This is a genomic window from Microbacterium meiriae, assembly GCF_040686935.1.
GTDB classification, from domain to species: Bacteria; Actinomycetota; Actinomycetes; order Actinomycetales; family Microbacteriaceae; genus Microbacterium; species Microbacterium meiriae.
On record NZ_JBFBMF010000005.1, the window covers coordinates 100,989 to 116,625 of the forward strand.

Here is a 15,637-nt window from a genome sequence, read left to right on the forward strand (position 1 = left end):
ACCGCCTTCTCATGAGCCGGACTCCGACCCCGGGGTGACGCCCTTCTTCGCCGGTTCCACGAGTGACAGCGGATCGGCGATGTCCTCCAGTGACTTCCCGGCCGCACTCACGCCGAAGACACCACACACGACGCCGCCGAACATCATGATCGCCGCACCGAGCACGTACCCCCAGAACAGCGGACCGCGGTCGCCCGACTCCGCGCTCGCGCCGATCAGCGCGCCGTAGAGAACCGGGGCGACCGCGCCGACGAGCTGCCCGATGGAGAAGACGTAGGAGATCACCTGGCTGCGCAGCTCGAGCGGGAAGATCTCGCTCACGGTCAGGTACGCGGCCGATGCTCCGGCCGAGGCGAAGAAGAACGACGCGCACCAGAACGCCGTGTGCGTGCCCGCATTCAGCACACCCGCGTTGAAGAGGAAGGCGCTGACGAGCAGGATCAGACCCGCGAGCACATAGGTGCCGAACAGCATCCGCCGACGACCCCACGTGTCGAAGAAGTGGCCGAGGATGAGGGCGCCCGCGAGGTTGCCGACCGCGAAGACGATGAAGTACTGCGATGCGGACGCCGGCGGGGTGTCGTAGAAGTTCTCCAGCACGAGCGCGTAGGTGAAGAAGATCGCGTTGTAGAGGAAGGACTGCGTCACCATCATCGTGATGCCGACGAGGGTGCGCCGCGGGTACTTCTTGAACAGCACCTTCGCGATCACGAGGAACGGGACGCTGCCGTATTCCTTGACCGTGATGGCCTTGCTCTCGTCGACGGGCTCGATCGTCTTGCCCTCCTTGCGGATGCGCTCCTCGATCTCGTCGACGTTGCGTTCCGCCTCCTCCTCGCGGCCGTGCGTCATCTGCCAGCGCGGGCTCTCCGGGATGTGCCGTCGCAGCCAGATGATGAGGAGGCCGAGGATCGGGCCGACGAAGAAGCTCAGCCGCCAGCCGATGTCGGCGGGCAGGATGTCGGTGTTGAGGAAGAACATGTTGGCGACGGCGCCGAGGGCCGCACCACCCCAGTAGGTGCCGTTGATGGCGATGTCGACGCGGCCGCGGTACTTCGCGGGGATGATCTCGTCGATGGCCGAGTTGATCGCCGCGTACTCACCGCCGATGCCCGCCCCGGCGACGAAGCGCCAGATGTAGAAGAACCAGGGGGCGAACGCGAGACCGGCGACGGCCGACCCGACGAGGTACACCCCGAGCGAGAGCAGGAAGAGGTTCTTGCGGCCGAGGCGGTCGGCGAGGCGGCCGAACACGAGGGCGCCGAACACCTGGCCGAGCAGGTAGCAGGTGCCGGCGAGGCCGACCTCGGCGGGACCCATCCCCAGCGTCTGCGCGTAGCCGTTGGCCGCGACGATCTGCACCTCGAGACCGTCGAGGATCCAGGAGAACCCGAGTCCGACGACGATCATCCAGTGGAAGCGCGACCAGGGGAGCCGGTCCATGCGCGCGGGGACGAGCGACCGGACCTCCTTGACGGTGACGTCGGACGCGGACATGGGGCCTCCTTCTCGCGGGACGTGCTTTCGTCCCGGATCCGGTTTACTCCTCCCGGAAATCCGCCGCATCCGCTTGACCCGGGGGCCGTCGGCACGCTACTGCTCCGAATCGCGCGAATGGCTCCATTCCGCGGTGAGATGGAGCCATTCAGGCGATTCGAACGGAGGGGTCAGCCGGCCACGTGCCGCTCGACGGGGCCGTCGTAGTGGGACAGCGGACGGATCAGGGCGTTCGCGCCGGCCTGCTCGATGACGTGCGCGGTCCACCCCGTCACCCGCGCCGCGACGAACAGCGGCGTGAAGGTGAGCGTGTCGAAGCCGATGAGGCTGTACGCGGGACCGGACGGGTAGTCGAGGTTCGGGTGGATGCCCTTGCGCTCGACGAACTGCGACTCCAGCGCGTCATACAGCGCGGCGACGTCCTCCCGGCCGTAGTGCGCGACGAGGGTGTCCAGCGCGGCCTTCATCGTCGGCACGCGCGAGTCGCCGTTCTTGTAGACGCGGTGCCCGAAGCCCATGATCTTGCGCTTCTCCGCGAGGGCCTTGTCGAGCCAGGCCTCCACGGCGTCCGCCGATCCGATCTCCTTGAAGATGTGCAGCACGGCCTCGTTCGCCCCGCCGTGCAGCGGGCCCTTGAGCGCACCGATGGCCCCGACCACAGCCGAGTAGATGTCGCTGAGGGTCGAGGTGATGACCCGGGCGGTGAAGGTCGAGGCGTTGAAGGAGTGCTCGGCGTAGAGGATCATCGACCGGTTGAAGGCGTCGACCACGACGGGGTCGGCCTCCTCGCCGAAGGTCATCCAGAGGAAGTTCGCCGAGTAGTCGAGGTCGTCGCGCGGAGGGATGAGCTCCTGGCCACGACGGCGACGCTGACCGTAGGCCACGATGGCCGGCAGCGCCGCGAACAGGCGGATGCTGCGCGCCAGGTTCTGCTCCGGGCTGCCACCGGCGTCGAGCACCGAGCCGCCGGCCTCGGGGTCCGATGCGCCGATCAGGCTGACCGCGGTGCGCACCTCGTCCATCGGATGCGCCTCGAGCGGCACGAGATCGATCGCGGCCTTGACGTTGTCAGCCAGAGCGCGGTGCTTGCGCTCCTCCAGCCGGAACGCGGCGAGCTCGTCGCCCGTCGGCAGCTCCCCGTTCCACAGCAGGTACGCCACGGCCTCGAAGGACTGCGTGTCGGCGAGCTCCTGCACGGGATAGCCGCGGTAGAGCAGGCTGTTCGTCTCGGGGTTGACCTTCGAGATCGCCGTCGTGTCGACGACGACGCCCGCGAGGCCCTTCTTGATCTCCGGCTCGGTCATGGTCACTCCTTCGTAACGGTGAAGTTGAAGACGCCCGAGTCGAAACGGTTGTACGACTCGTAGTCGATCAGCTCGTAGAGGTCGGCGCGGTGCTGCATCTCGCCGAGCTTCGAGGTCAAGTGCCCCTCGTCGTTCAGCGTATCCAGTGCGCGGCCCGCGGCCCCCATCGAGATGCGCAGCAGCGACACCGGCCAGATCACCATCCGCACGCCGGCGTCGCGGAGACTGTCGACGGAGAACAGCTCGCTCTTGCCGAACTCGGTCATGTTCGCGAGGATCGGCACGTCCAGCGCCGCGGCCATGGCCTCGAACTCGCCGATCGTGCGCATCGCCTCGGGGAAGATCGCATCGGCTCCCGCGTCGACGAGCGCCTGGGCCCGGTCGATCGCCGCGTCCAGCCCCTCGATCGCCCGGATGTCGGTGCGCGCCATGATCAGGAAGTTCTCGTCACGACGGGCGTCGGCGGCTGCGCGGATGCGCTTGATCGCGGTGTCCTCGTCGACCACGGCCTTGCCGTCGAGGTGGCCGCAGCGCTTGGGGTTGACCTGGTCCTCGATGTGCGTTCCCGCGAGGCCGGCGTCCTCGAGCTCCTGGATCGTGCGGGCGACGTTCATCGGCTCGCCGAAGCCGGTGTCGGCGTCGACGATCGCGGGGAGGTCGGTCATCCGGGCGATCTGCTTCGCCCGCCCGGCGACCTCGGTGAGCGTGGTGAGGCCGATGTCGGGCAGGCCGAGGTCGGCGGAGAGCACGGCGCCCGAGATGTAGACCCCCTCGAACCCCTTCTGTTCGATCAGTCGGGCGCTCAGGGGGTTGAACGCGCCGGGGAACCGCAGCAGCTCCCCGGAGGCGAGCCGTTCCCGGAACAGGCGCCGCTTCTCGGCCGGCGTCGTGGTGGAGTACAGCATCAGTTGCTCCCCTTCGATCGGGGTTCACAACTCAGGAGACCGGCGGGGGAAACAGCCGTGTAGGCGGTCAGCCGACGCGTTCCGCGCCGATTCTCCTGAGTTATGAACGGCGTGGGCATCAGAACAGACCGGCGGGCGCCGCGGCGTCGTCGAGCAGACCCGGCTTCGCGACGATCGAGAGCTCGGCGACCTCGGCGGCCGTGAGCTCGGGCAGGCGCTGCACGAGCTCCAGGAACCGCTCGATCTCGGCGGCCTCGAGTACGGGCTCCGCGAGCAGGCGGAACTTGGCGATGTAGTTCTCCCGTGCGAACGGTCGGGCACCGAGCGGGTGGGCGTCGGCGACGGCGATCTCGTCCACCACGGTCGACCCGTCGGTGAGGCGGATCTCGACGCGGCCGCCGAAGGCCTTCTCGTCCGGGTCCTCCGAGTGATAGCGGCGCGTCCACTCGGCATCCTCGGCCGTGGTGATCTTGTGCCACAGGGCGACCGTGTCGGCCCGGCCGGCGCGCTCCGGCGTGTAGGAGTCGACGTGGTGCCAGCCGCCGTCCTGCAGCGCCACCGCGAAGATGTACGGGATCGAGTGGTCGAGCGTCTCGCGGGAGGCCGTCGGGTCGTACTTCTGCGGGTCGTTCGCACCCGAGCCGATCACGTAGTGCGTGTGGTGGCTGGTGTGCAGCACGATCGAGGCGATGTTCGCGGGGTCGCGGAGCGCCGGGTTCGCCGTGCCGAGCTTGCGGGCGAGGTCGATCCACGCCTGCGCCTGATACTCCGCGGAGTGCTCCTTCGTGTAGGAGTCGAGGATCGCGCGCTTGGGTTCGCCCGCAGCGGGCAGCGGCACCTCGTAGGCGGCGTCCTTGCCGTCGAGCATCCAGGCGATCACGCCGTCCTCGCCTTCGTAGATCGGCGCGGGGCTGGTCTGTCCGCGCATCGCCCGGTCGACCGCCTCGACGGCCATCTTCCCGGCGAAGGCCGGGGCGTGCGCCTTCCACGTGGAGATCTCGCCCTTGCGGCTCTGCCGGGTGGCGGTCGTGGTGTGCAGTGCCTGGCCGACCGCCTGGTAGATCGTCTCGACGTCGAGGCCGAGGAGGGTGCCGATGCCGGCGGCGGCGGACGGGCCGAGGTGCGCGACGTGGTCGATCTTGTGCTTGTGCAGGCAGATCGCGCGCACCAGGTCCATCTGGATCTCGTAGCCGGTGGCGATGCCGCGCACGAGCGCGCGGCCGTCCTTGCCGGTGTGCTGCGCGACCGCGAGGGTCGGCGGGATGTTGTCGCCCGGGTGCGAGTACTCGGCGGCGAGGAACGTGTCGTGGTAGTCGAGCTCGCGTACGGCCACGCCGTTCGCCCAGGCCGCCCACTCCGGGCTGGTGCGGCGGTCGAGCGGTGTTCCGAAGAGGTTGGCGCCGGCACCACCGGTGGACACGGGGTGGCTGAACGCCTGCGCGCGGGCTGCGACGATCGGCGCACGGGTGAGGGAGGCCGCGGCGACGGACGCGTTGTCGATGATGCGGTTGATGATCATGTCGACGACGGGCTGCTCGACCTCGACCTGGTCGACCGCGACCTCGGCGATCTTCCAGGCGAGCTGGTCCTCACGGACGAGGTTCTCGGAGCTGGCGTGCACGCGGACGTGGTGGGTGACGGTCATGAGTGTCCTTCGCTGTCGGGGAGGGAGTCGAGGATGCCGGTGAGCGCGTTGTGCAGGTGCACGTGCGTGGCATGGGCGGCGAGGTCGCCGTCGCGGGCGGCGAGCGCCTCGGCGATCGTGCGGTGCTCGGCCGCGGAGGCGGCGAGCCGCGCGGGCTTGTCACGGGCCATGCGCCGCACGCGCACGAGGTGGGTGCGGACGGTGCGCAGCGCCGCGGCGATGTAGTCGTTGGCGACGGCGTCGTCGAGGGCCGCATCGAACCGCGCGATCAGGGCGTAGTAGGCGTCGCGGCCCTCCGCCCTGGTGAGGTCCACGTGCGCGAACTCCGCGGCGAGCGCGGCGAACCGGTCGGCGTCGCCCCGGACGGCCGCGAGGCGGGCGGAGGTCTCCTCCAGCGCGCGGCGGATCTCGAACAGGGACCGGATGTCGTCGGCGTCGAGGTCGGCGACCACGGTGACGCGGGGCGACTGCTGCACGACCAGGCCGTCGGCGGCCAGACGACGCAGCGCCTCCCGCAGCGGCGTCCGGCTCACGCCGAGGCGCTCGGCCTGCTCCACCTCGCCGAGCACGAAACCGGCCGGCAGCTCCCCGGACTGGATGCCGTCCAGGAGCGCCGCATAGGCGCGATCACCCATGGACGTGCGCTCGACCGGGAGAACCATGTCGTCAGTGTATACATAAATGGTCCCCAGCAGGCCACCTGTCTTATTCAGGTAGTGCATTCGTATACATAGTCTCCGCCCAGCCGTTCCCCCATCCGGGCACAGCTTCGGAGATCGCCGGGGACACGCCGCACGGCGGGGGCCGGGGGGCCGGCGTGTCGGCCCTGGAGTCCGAAGTTGTGCGCGGAGACGCCGCTCAGGCCGCGGGGCGGGGCTCGCCGAGCTTGACCACGACCACGCCGGTGAGCACGAGCACGCCACCGACGGCCTGCAGCGGGCCGGGGAGCTGGCCGAGCAGAAGCCAGCCGAAGAGCAGGGCCGCCACGACCTCGGCGAGGGCGACGAACGAGGCCAGGCGCGAGCCGAGCATCCGTGTCGAGACGATGCCGAGCACGTACGCGAGGGCCGTCGCGATCACGCCGATCGCGAGGACCGGCACGAACCACGGCACCGCGCCGAAGCGGTAGTCGACGTCGGAGGTCGTCCACGCGAAGGGCAGCACCCCGACGAGCGCGGCGAGACTCAGGCCGACGGCGCCGAGCAGCAACCCGCTCCCCGCGAGCGCGATCGGCGGGATGCCGGTGTCGGCCCGCGCGGACAGCACGAAGTAGCTCGCGGCCCCCACCATCGCACCGAGCGCCCAGAGCACCCCGGGCACGTTCACCTGCGCACCGGTGACGATGTCGAGCATGAGGACGAGTCCCACGAAGGCGATGGCCGCACCGAGGATGCTGCGCCGCGTGGGACGCTCTCCCCGGCGCAGCCAGAGCCAGAGGAGCACCGCGACCGGGGCGGTGTACTCGATGAGCAGAGCGATCCCGACGTCCATCACCGCGACAGCCTGGAAGTAGCAGAGCTGGGTGGCTGCGACGGCGAGCAGACCATAGACGGCGACCATCCCCGCGTTCTGCTGGAGCGCACGCCACCGTCCCCGCAGCGCGAGAAGAGTGGGGACGAGCAGCACGAGCGCCGCGACCCACACCCGCACGGTGACGGCGGCACCCGGCGTCCACCCCGCATCGATGAGTCCGCGCGCCCAGGCCCCGGAGGACCCGAACGCGAAAGCGGCGGCGATTGCGAGCGGGAGGCCGAGACGCACACTCGCCCGTGTGCTTATCTTGTCATCAGCCACGGTGCTCATGGGAGATGACGCTACGCCGACGGGAGTAAGCTGTCAACATGGTCTTCACCGATGACACCGAGGACGCACTCCGAGCCGCGGTCTGGCTCGCGAACTCGGCGGAAGAACCGGACACCCTCGTCGACATCGACGACGAGAAGGCCTTCCTGAAGGTGTTCCCGTACACGGGACGGGTCGACGGGGACACGGTGGAGCTCGACGACCTCCGCGCCCTGCGCCCGCGGCTCCGCGCGATGCTGCTCGCCCCGCGCGACGAGATGGCCGGGCACGTCAACGCCGCTCTCGCGGAGGTGCGTCTGACCCCGCGGCTCGTGCGTCACGACGAGCTGGACTGGCACCTGCACGGCCTCGCCGATGAGCGCCCGCTCGCCGAACGCGTGCTCGTGGAGACGGCGATGGCCCTGATCGACGTCATCCGCACGGACGAGGGCTCTCGCCTCACCGTCTGCGCGGACGAGACCTGCCAGGCGATCGCGCTCGATCTCTCCCGCAACCGCTCCAAACGGTACTGCTCCACGAGCTGCGCCAACCGGAATGCCGTGGCCGCCTACCGCGCTCGTCGCGCCGCCCGCTGACCGCGGCACCCACCACGCTCGGAGGCCGCCCTCTCCGAGCGGGATCTGATGCTGCCCGCTCTTCACAAACGATTATCGATTAGTGTAATGTCGCGAGCGGCCCTCCCTCATGCATCAGGAAAGGATCAACGATGATCAAGGCCCGAGTCCTCCCCCTCGCCGGCATCGCGGCGGTATCCGCCCTCGCCATCGCCGGCTGCTCGACCACCGCCGGCGACGACGGCGGCGATGCCGGCGGCGACGTCACCGTCCGCATGCTCGTGAACGTCACCCCGAACCTGACCGAGGAGTTCTGGAACGACCTCGTCGCCCCGTTCGAGGACGCCAACCCGAACATCGACGTCGTCATCCAGAACCCGGGTGCCGAGGGTGTCGAAGCCGCCGTGCCGCGTCTGCTGGCCGCCGGTGACGCTCCCGACGTCGTGCAGTCCATCGCCCCGACGACCAAGCTCGCTCCCGAGCTCGTCGACCTCTCGCAGTACGAATGGGCGTCGTCCGGTCCGCTCGCCGACCAGTACTCGATCGACGGCAAGAACTACATGGCCGGCATCGGCGTGCAGCTGCAGAGCCTCTTCTTCTACAACAAGACCGCCTTCGAGGAGGCCGGGATCACGGAGCTGCCGACGACCGTCGACGAGCTCACGGACGCCCTCGGGAAGCTCAAGGACGCAGGGTGGACCCCCGTCCAGACCGGCGGCGACTGGATGACCAGCCACACGCTGCAAGCGCTCGGACTGCCGACCATCATCGCCGACGACCCGGAGTGGTTCCAGGACATCTCGGCGGGCGATGTCACGTTCAGCGAGACCTACGGCGACGCGGTCGAGACCTACGCGGACTGGGTGTCCGAGGGGTACATCCCCGGCGACGCCCTGGGCATCAAGTACCCGGATGCCGAGCAGGCCTTCCTCTCCGGCAAGACTGCGGTGTACTCGATGGGCAGCTGGTTCGCCGGCACCCAGGCGAAGGCGACGGACTCGGCCGACATCGGCGTCTTCCGCGCCCCCGCGATGAGCGCCGACGAGCAGCCCGCGATGGGCGCCAACATCGCCAGTCCCTACTCGATCCTCAAGGCGAGCAAGAACCAGGATGCCGCGGCGAAGCTCATCGAGTTCCTCACCACCGACCAGACCGCCGTGAGCGACCAGCTCGCTGTCGACGGCAACTTCCGCGACGGCTACGAGTACGACATGACGCCGCTCGGCGAGGAGCTGCTGCAGATCGTCGCCGACACCCCCGCCGAGGCCTACACGCCCACCGGCGGTGGCTACGGCGAGCGCACCCTCCCCGACGGTTACGCGGGCGAGATCAACACCCAGACCCAGGCCCTCCTCGGCGGCGCGCCCGCCGACCAGGTGCTGCAGGCCATGGACGACTGGTTCGCCGCGAACGCCGGCTGACCCTCGAGGAGCCGGGGACACATCGTCCCCGGCTCCTCCCCGGCGCTGCTCCAGCGCCCTCCCCGCTTACGCGCCACCGAGAACGAGAGTGCCGCCATGACCCCGCCCACCACGACCGCGCCGCCCCCGGCCGCGGCCACCTCCCCGACAGGACCATCGACGCCGATGAGCTCGACCCCCGCCCCGCCCCGCCGCACCGCGCTGCAGCAGTGGCGGAACCGGATCCCCGGCATCCTCATGGGAGGCCCGGCGGTCGCCGTGTTCCTGGCGATGTTCGTCATCCCGATGATCCTGGCGGCGGTGCTCAGCTTCACCGACTGGAACGGGTACAGCCTCAATTTCACCTTCGTCGGCTGGGACAACTACATCAAGGCGTTCCGCAGCCCGCGCTCGATACAGGCCGCGATCTTCACGGGCATCATCGCCGTGGTCGGCACGATCCTCTGCAACGCCATCGGCCTCGCGATCGCCGCCCTCATCTCCGGGCCCGGCCGCTCGAACACGATCCTGCGGACGGTCTTCTTCTACCCGTACGTGATCAGCGCCCTCATCATCGGCTTCCTGTGGTCGGCGATGCTCTCCCCCACCGGCGCCGTCAACGGTCTGCTCAGCACGCTCGGCCTCCCGGCGATGCCGTTCCTCACGGACCCGACCTTCGCCAAGGCGAGCGTGATCTTCACGATCGTGTGGTCGCACTTCGGCTTCAACATGATCCTGTTCCTCGCCGGCATCAAGTCGGTCCCGGCGGAGTACTACGAGGCGGCGACGGTGGACGGCGCCTCGCGGTGGCAGCAGTTCCGCTCCATCACGCTGCCGCTCATCGCCCCCGTCTTCACCGTGAACCTCGTGCTCACGCTCGTCGGGCTCCTCAAGGCGTATGACGTGGTGCTGTCGCTCACCGACGGCGGGCCTGCCGGCTCGACGCAGACCATCGTCTACCAGATCCTCAAGGACTCCTTCGCGAACTCGGCCCTCGGCTTCGGCGCCGCGCAGTCCATGATCCTCCTCATCGTCACCGCGGTCGTCGGCCTCGCCGTCACCCTGGTGCGACGCCGCGCCGAGCAGAAGGCGACCGACTGATGAAGCAGACCCGCAACCGCCCGGCCATCGCCGTCAGCGCGATCCGGTGGATCGTCCTCGGCGTCGTCGCGATCACGATGCTGATCCCGATGTACACGATGCTGATCAACGCCTTCAAACCGCAGGCCGACATCATCGAGAACCCCCTGCTGATCACTCCGCAGATGTTCACGTTCGACTACCTGTGGGCCGCGATCACGAGCAGCAAGTTCAACGTGATCGCCGCGTACGGCATCACGCTGCTGTTCGTCGTGCTGGTGAACCTGTGCTGCATCGCCCTCGCCGCGCCCGTCGCCTACGTGATCGCGCGCGGACGGTCGAAGTGGCACCTGGGACTCCTGCTGCTCTTCGTCTCCGGGCTCTTCATCCCGGGCCAGGTGACGCTGATCCCCGTGGTCTTCGTGCTGCGGGTGCTCGGGCTCATCAACACGATCCCCGGGTTCATCCTCTTCGAGACCGCGGCGACCCTGCCGGTGACGATCTTCCTGTTCACCGCCTACCTCCGCAGCGTGCCCCGCGACATCGACGAGGCGGCGTCGCTGGACGGCGCCGGTCCCATCCGCGCCTTCTGGGCGTGCATCTTCCCGATCATGAAGCCCGTGGTCGCGACGGTCGTGGTGCTCAACTCGATCGGGGTGTGGAACGACTTCGTGAGTCCGCAGATCATCCTCGGGCCGAGCTCCGGGATCTACACGGTGACCACCGGGGTGTATGCGGCGGTCGGACAGTTCTCCACCGACTACACGCAGGTGTTCCCGACCCTCCTGCTGGCCGTGCTGCCCGCGATGGTGTTCTTCATCGTGATGCAGCGCCACATCATCGGCGGCCTCGTCGCCGGAGCGACGAAGGGATGACCGTGCCGGAGACCCCGCTCACCCGTCCGCTGCGCACGATCCCGGCCTGGGCCGTGCTGCAGCGCCGGCTCTTCGCCGAGGTCGAGGAGGCCCGCCGCCTCTTCCGCGACCGTTACACCCTGCCGGACGGCCGCCTCCGCGGCGTCGCCGAGTTCATCGACCGCGACGGCGTGGACGACCTGTACGAGCCGTTCTTCAACTGGCCCGCGTTCTACCTGCTCGGCGGCCCCGACGAGGTTCTCGCCGACGCCAAGCGGCACTGGGAGGGCGTGACCGTGCAGCTCGCCGAGGCGGGCATGCTCGCCGAGGAGTACGACAACGGCTACGACTGGTTCCATCAGGGCGAGTCGCTGCTCTTCCTCGCCGGCATCTGCGCCGCCGACCCGGCCGACACCGCGTTCGCCGCGCGGGCGGCCCGGTTCGCGGCCCTCTTCACCGACCCCGCGAAGGGCAACTACGACGCCGAGCGCAACATGATCCGCTCGCCGCACAACGGCGCGCTGGGCGCCCGCGAGGGACTCGACGAGAAGATCGTGCCGTACACGGCCGACCGGGACGAGATGCGCCCCTACGGCCTGCCGCTGCACGGTGTGGACGGGATCGCCTCGTGGGAAGACCTCGCCGATCCCGCGCACGCCCAGCGCATGGCGGAGGAGATGCAGCGCCGCGCGGCGGGTGACATCGCCGTGAACCTCGCCGCGACCTCCCTCGCCGCGAACCGCTGGCTCTACGACGGCGACGAGGAGGCGGCCGCGTGGATCCGCCGGTACGTCGACGGCTGGCGCGCGCGGGCGGACGGCGGGCTGCTCCCCGACAACGTCGGCCCGGACGGCACCGTCGGCTCCCTCCACGACGGCCGCTGGTGGGGCGGGCACTACGGCTGGGCCTGGCCGCACGGGCTGCACTCGGTCGGCATGAGCGCCCTGATCGGTGCCCTCAACCACGCGCTCGTCACAGGCGACGACGCCGCCCTCGACCTCGTGCGCACGATGCTCGACACCGTGCTCGCCGAGGCGCGCACAGGCAGCGTCGCGGAGTCCACCTACAGCCTGCGCGGCGGATGGATGGCCCGGCTCGGTGCCGCCGCCACCGAGCCGGGACTGCTCGTCCCGTACCGTCACGGCGCGGACGGCTGGTTCGACTACGGTCCGCTGCAACTCGACCTCCCCCTGTGGCTCTGGTGGTGGTCGCGACGGGCGTCTGACCGGGAGCGGCTGGAGACGGCGATCGCCGGTCTCCCCGACTCCACCGACCTCGTCGCGCCGTTCCGCGACAAGGAGGAGGCGGGCCACGAGGCCGGCTGGTTCGCGTATCTCTCCGGCGACCTTCCGGACTACCCGGTGCGGGCATTGGAGATGGCGCTCGGCCAGGTGGCGCGCCGTGCCGCGATGATGCTCGCCGACGACCGCGACCCCGACGCCGCGCACCTGCACTTCTGGCAGCGCGTGAACCCCGTCGTGACCGAGGTGCTGACCCAGCTCGTCAGCGGGGCTCCACAGGTGCTCTACAACGGCGGACTCGGTTTCACGGCTCTGCGCTACGAGGATGTGGACCGCGCGCGACCCGGGCTCCCGGAGGACGTCGCCGCGCTCGTACACCGCCTCGACGACCACGGCATCGGCGTGCAGCTCGTGAACACCTCCGCCGTGCACACCCGCACCGTGCGGCTGCGCGGCGGGCGCTTCGGGCTCGACCGGATCGTCCGCGTCACGGCCATCGGCGAAGAGCCCGGCTTCTGGCCCGGCGCCTCGGGCACCTACACGGCCCCGGACGCCCCGCTCGTCACGACGACCCTCGATGTCGACGACGACCTCGTGGTGGCCCTGCCCCCGGCGCACACCGCCGACCTCGACCTGACCATCGCGCGTGCGACCGGCTCGCCGCGCCACCTGTTCCCTGAAGGAGACGCATGAGCGCCGATCTGATCCGACCCGACTTCGCCCTGCCCGTGCGGGGTGGGGCCTACGAGCGGCCCTCGCGCGAGGTGGTCGACTCCTTCGACGCGATCTCCTCCGCCACCGCGTGCGCCAAGCTGCACGGGCTCGGGATCCGCCGCAGCTACATCGACGGGCCGGAGCCGCTGAGCCTCGGTCAGCGCGTGGTCGGCTCGGCGCTGACGCTGCAGTTCATGCCGCAGCGCGAGGACATGGCCTCCGGCGACGGTCAGGAGTACGCCGAGCGGCACACCGCCCTGTGGCACGTGCTCGAGGCCGTGCAGCCCGGCGACGTGCTGGTGATCCAGGCCTACGGCAGCCGCTTCTCCGGGTGCATCGGCGACATCCTGGCGCGTTACTTCGCACGCAAGGGCGGGGCGGGGATCGTCGTGGACGGGCGCATCCGCGACGCCGGCCGCATCCGCGAGCTCGGCATCCCGGTGTGGTCGACGGGCACGACCCCGCACTACGCCTCGCAGTCGGAGCTCGTGCCGTGGGCGTACGACGTGCCGGTCGCGGTGGGCGGTGCGCTGTGCATGCCGGGCGACCTCGTGGTCGCCGACGACGACGGCCCCGTCGTGGTGCCGCAGGCGATGGCGCCGCAGGTCGTGGACGACGCGCGCGATCATGAGGAGTGGGAGGTGTTCAGCCGCCGCCGCCTCGACGAGGGCGCGCGCCTGAGCGACTACTACCCGCTGACCCCCGACAGCCGCGAGGAGTACGAGGCATGGCGTTCCGTCCAGAGCTCCGTCCGCTGAACCCCGCCGTCGCCGCGCGCGACGACGTCGGACTCGGTTGCGCGCCGATCGGCAACCTCTTCGCCCCCGTGGCGGACGCCGACGCCGTGGCCACCGTGCATGCGGCGCTCGCCCGGGACGTGCGGTTCTTCGACACCGCGCCCCTGTACGGGTCGGGTGAGAGCGAACGGAAGCTCGGCCTCGCCCTCCGCGACGTCCCGCGCGACGACTACGTGATCGCGACGAAGGTCGGCCGGGTGCTCGTCGATGCGGACGGCCGGCCGGTCTCGGGAGCCGCGAGCGGGCACGACTCCGTCGTCGATCTCAGCAGGGACGGCGTGCGGAGGAGCCTCGACGGCAGCCTCGCCCGGCTGGGCGCCGATCGCGTGGACGTGCTCCACCTGCACGACCCCCTGGACGTGGAGGCGGCGTTCGCGACAGCACTCCCGGCGCTCGTCGAGCTGCGCGACGAAGGGGTGGTGCGCGCGATCAGTGTGGGCCTCGGGCGGCTCGACCCCCTGGAGCGCTACGTCGCCGAGGCGCCGCTCGACGTGGTGATGGAGGCCGGACGACTCACTCTGCTCGACCGCTCCGCCCTGGACCGGCTGCTGCCGACCGCGGCGGCCCGCGGCATCGGGGTGCTCGCGGCCGCCGTGTTCAACTCCGGCATCCTCGTCGACCCGGTCGGCTCGCCGCTCTTCGAGTACAAGCCCGCACCACCGGAGCTCCGGGAGCGGGCGCTGCGGTTGCAGGCCGTGTGCGCGACGTACGACGTGCGGCTCGCGGATGCCGCGGTGCAGTTCCCGCTGCGGCACGGTGCGGACGCCGTGGTCGTCGGGGCGCGGACGCCCGCGGAGGTGGACGCGTTCGTGGACGGCCTCGACGCCGGGCTCCCCGCCGCGCTGTGGGACGCCCTCGACGCGGAGGCCGCGTGATCGCGCGGCGCAGGAGCTGACGTGCGGATCGTCGACGCCCACGTGCACCTCTGGGATGTGGACGCCGTGCCGATCCCGTGGTTCCGCGACGATCTCGGACTCCCGCGGCATGCCGCGGCCGCAGACCTCGGGCGGGAGCTGACGGACGCCGGCGTCTCCTCCGCCATCGCCGTGCAGGCCGCGGACACGGTGGCGGAGGCGGAGTGGCTGACCGCCACGGCCGCACGGGACCCGTACCTGCGGCGCGTGGTGCTGCAGTACACCCCCGCGCCGGGACGGGCCGCCGGCGCCACCGCAGTCGCGTTCTCTCCCGCCGTGGTCGGCGTGCGCGCCGCGGTGCCGCAGTACGCCGCTGACCTGTCCGATGTGGACGGCCTCGACGCCCTCGCGGAGCACCTGGGAGCGACCGCCCGCACCCTCGAACTGCTCATCCGCCCGGAGCAGCTTCCCGCCGCGGCCGCCCTCTCCCGACGACACCCCGACACCGCGATCGTCCTCTGCCACCTCGGCCTCGGCGCCCGGACGGCCGATGCCGCATGGCTCTCCGCCCTCGCCGAGGCCGCGTCGGCTCCCGGGGTGTCGGCGAAGGTCTCCGGGCTCGACCTCGCGGCGCGCGGGGCGGAGGAGTCGCGGGAACTGCTGCGCTCCGCATTCACCCTCTTCGGCGCGGACCGGCTGATGTTCGGCAGCGACTGGCCGATGTCCACGCGGACCACGACCTACGCGGAGGTGCTCGCCGCAACCCGGCGGGCTCTTCCTCCCCTGTCCCCTTCCGAGGCCCGAGCGTTCTGGTCCGGCACCGCCGACCGCCTCTCCCCCTTCACGGCGTAGCCCCCGTCGCAGTTTCGCCCCGAGGTCGCAGGGATTCCGGGGATGGATGCGACCCCCGGTGCGAAACTGCGACCTCGCGCAGGGACTCCCCACCCCGGACACTTCCGCACCCCCGTCGCGGATTCGCACCGCGTCGC

At 70.4% G+C, this 15,637-nt stretch carries 14 protein-coding genes; 8 read left to right on the forward strand and 6 right to left on the reverse strand.

The features are described from left to right. Positions 1–9 precede the first annotated feature (9 nt). The 6 genes from AB0P08_RS15925 to AB0P08_RS15950 all read right to left on the reverse strand — a co-directional run bounded on the left by AB0P08_RS15925 (position 10) and on the right by AB0P08_RS15950 (position 7,154). Positions 10–1,497, reverse strand: coding sequence for an MFS transporter (locus AB0P08_RS15925; RefSeq protein ID WP_363590498.1), 1,488 nt, complete (start codon positions 1,495–1,497; stop codon positions 10–12). Positions 1,498–1,667: 170 nt separating this feature from the next. After that, complete coding sequence (locus tag AB0P08_RS15930) at positions 1,668–2,801, reverse strand: bifunctional 2-methylcitrate synthase/citrate synthase (protein WP_363590499.1); 1,134 nt, start codon at positions 2,799–2,801, stop codon at positions 1,668–1,670. Positions 2,802–2,803: 2 nt separating this feature from the next. Further along, the gene (gene prpB / locus AB0P08_RS15935; protein ID WP_187662494.1) at positions 2,804–3,706 is read right to left on the reverse strand and encodes a methylisocitrate lyase; all 903 of its coding nucleotides are present in this window, start codon (positions 3,704–3,706) and stop codon (positions 2,804–2,806) included. A 118-nt stretch (positions 3,707–3,824) separates the two neighbouring features. Then, complete coding sequence (locus tag AB0P08_RS15940) at positions 3,825–5,351, reverse strand: MmgE/PrpD family protein (RefSeq protein ID WP_363590500.1); 1,527 nt, start codon at positions 5,349–5,351, stop codon at positions 3,825–3,827. Beyond that, entirely contained in the window at positions 5,348–6,013 is a 666-nt protein-coding gene (locus tag AB0P08_RS15945) for a GntR family transcriptional regulator (protein WP_187662496.1), read from the reverse strand. The genes AB0P08_RS15940 and AB0P08_RS15945 overlap by 4 nt, the downstream gene beginning before the upstream one ends. Positions 6,014–6,209: 196 nt before the next feature. After that, a complete protein-coding gene (locus AB0P08_RS15950; protein ID WP_363590501.1) occupies positions 6,210–7,154 on the reverse strand; it encodes an EamA family transporter in 945 nt (314 codons plus the stop codon). A gap of 38 nt (positions 7,155–7,192) precedes the next feature. Between AB0P08_RS15950 and AB0P08_RS15955 the strand changes: the two genes are divergently transcribed. The 8 genes from AB0P08_RS15955 to AB0P08_RS15990 all read left to right on the forward strand — a co-directional run bounded on the left by AB0P08_RS15955 (position 7,193) and on the right by AB0P08_RS15990 (position 15,500). Then, positions 7,193–7,729: a CGNR zinc finger domain-containing protein gene (locus tag AB0P08_RS15955; protein ID WP_363590502.1), complete on the forward strand. Its 537-nt coding sequence runs from the start codon at positions 7,193–7,195 to the stop codon at positions 7,727–7,729. 131 nt (positions 7,730–7,860) lie between these two features. Next, positions 7,861–9,129, forward strand: coding sequence for an ABC transporter substrate-binding protein (locus AB0P08_RS15960; protein WP_187662499.1), 1,269 nt, complete (start codon positions 7,861–7,863; stop codon positions 9,127–9,129). Positions 9,130–9,225: 96 nt separating this feature from the next. Continuing rightward, positions 9,226–10,209, forward strand: a complete 984-nt coding sequence (locus AB0P08_RS15965; protein ID WP_363590503.1) for a carbohydrate ABC transporter permease — start codon at positions 9,226–9,228, stop codon at positions 10,207–10,209. Continuing rightward, complete coding sequence (locus AB0P08_RS15970; RefSeq protein ID WP_363590504.1) at positions 10,209–11,063, forward strand: carbohydrate ABC transporter permease; 855 nt, start codon at positions 10,209–10,211, stop codon at positions 11,061–11,063. Before AB0P08_RS15965 ends, AB0P08_RS15970 begins: the two co-directional genes overlap by 1 nt. After that, the gene (locus AB0P08_RS15975; RefSeq protein WP_363590505.1) at positions 11,060–12,976 is read left to right on the forward strand and encodes a DUF8034 domain-containing protein; all 1,917 of its coding nucleotides are present in this window, start codon (positions 11,060–11,062) and stop codon (positions 12,974–12,976) included. Before AB0P08_RS15970 ends, AB0P08_RS15975 begins: the two co-directional genes overlap by 4 nt. Next, the gene (locus AB0P08_RS15980) at positions 12,973–13,755 is read left to right on the forward strand and encodes an RraA family protein (RefSeq protein WP_259953317.1); all 783 of its coding nucleotides are present in this window, start codon (positions 12,973–12,975) and stop codon (positions 13,753–13,755) included. Before AB0P08_RS15975 ends, AB0P08_RS15980 begins: the two co-directional genes overlap by 4 nt. Beyond that, entirely contained in the window at positions 13,725–14,669 is a 945-nt protein-coding gene (locus AB0P08_RS15985) for an aldo/keto reductase (RefSeq protein ID WP_363590506.1), read from the forward strand. Before AB0P08_RS15980 ends, AB0P08_RS15985 begins: the two co-directional genes overlap by 31 nt. Positions 14,670–14,690: 21 nt before the next feature. After that, positions 14,691–15,500 (forward strand): amidohydrolase family protein, encoded by an 810-nt coding sequence (locus tag AB0P08_RS15990; RefSeq protein ID WP_363590507.1) that lies wholly within the window; start codon positions 14,691–14,693, stop codon positions 15,498–15,500. The last annotated feature ends 137 nt before the right edge of the window (positions 15,501–15,637 follow it).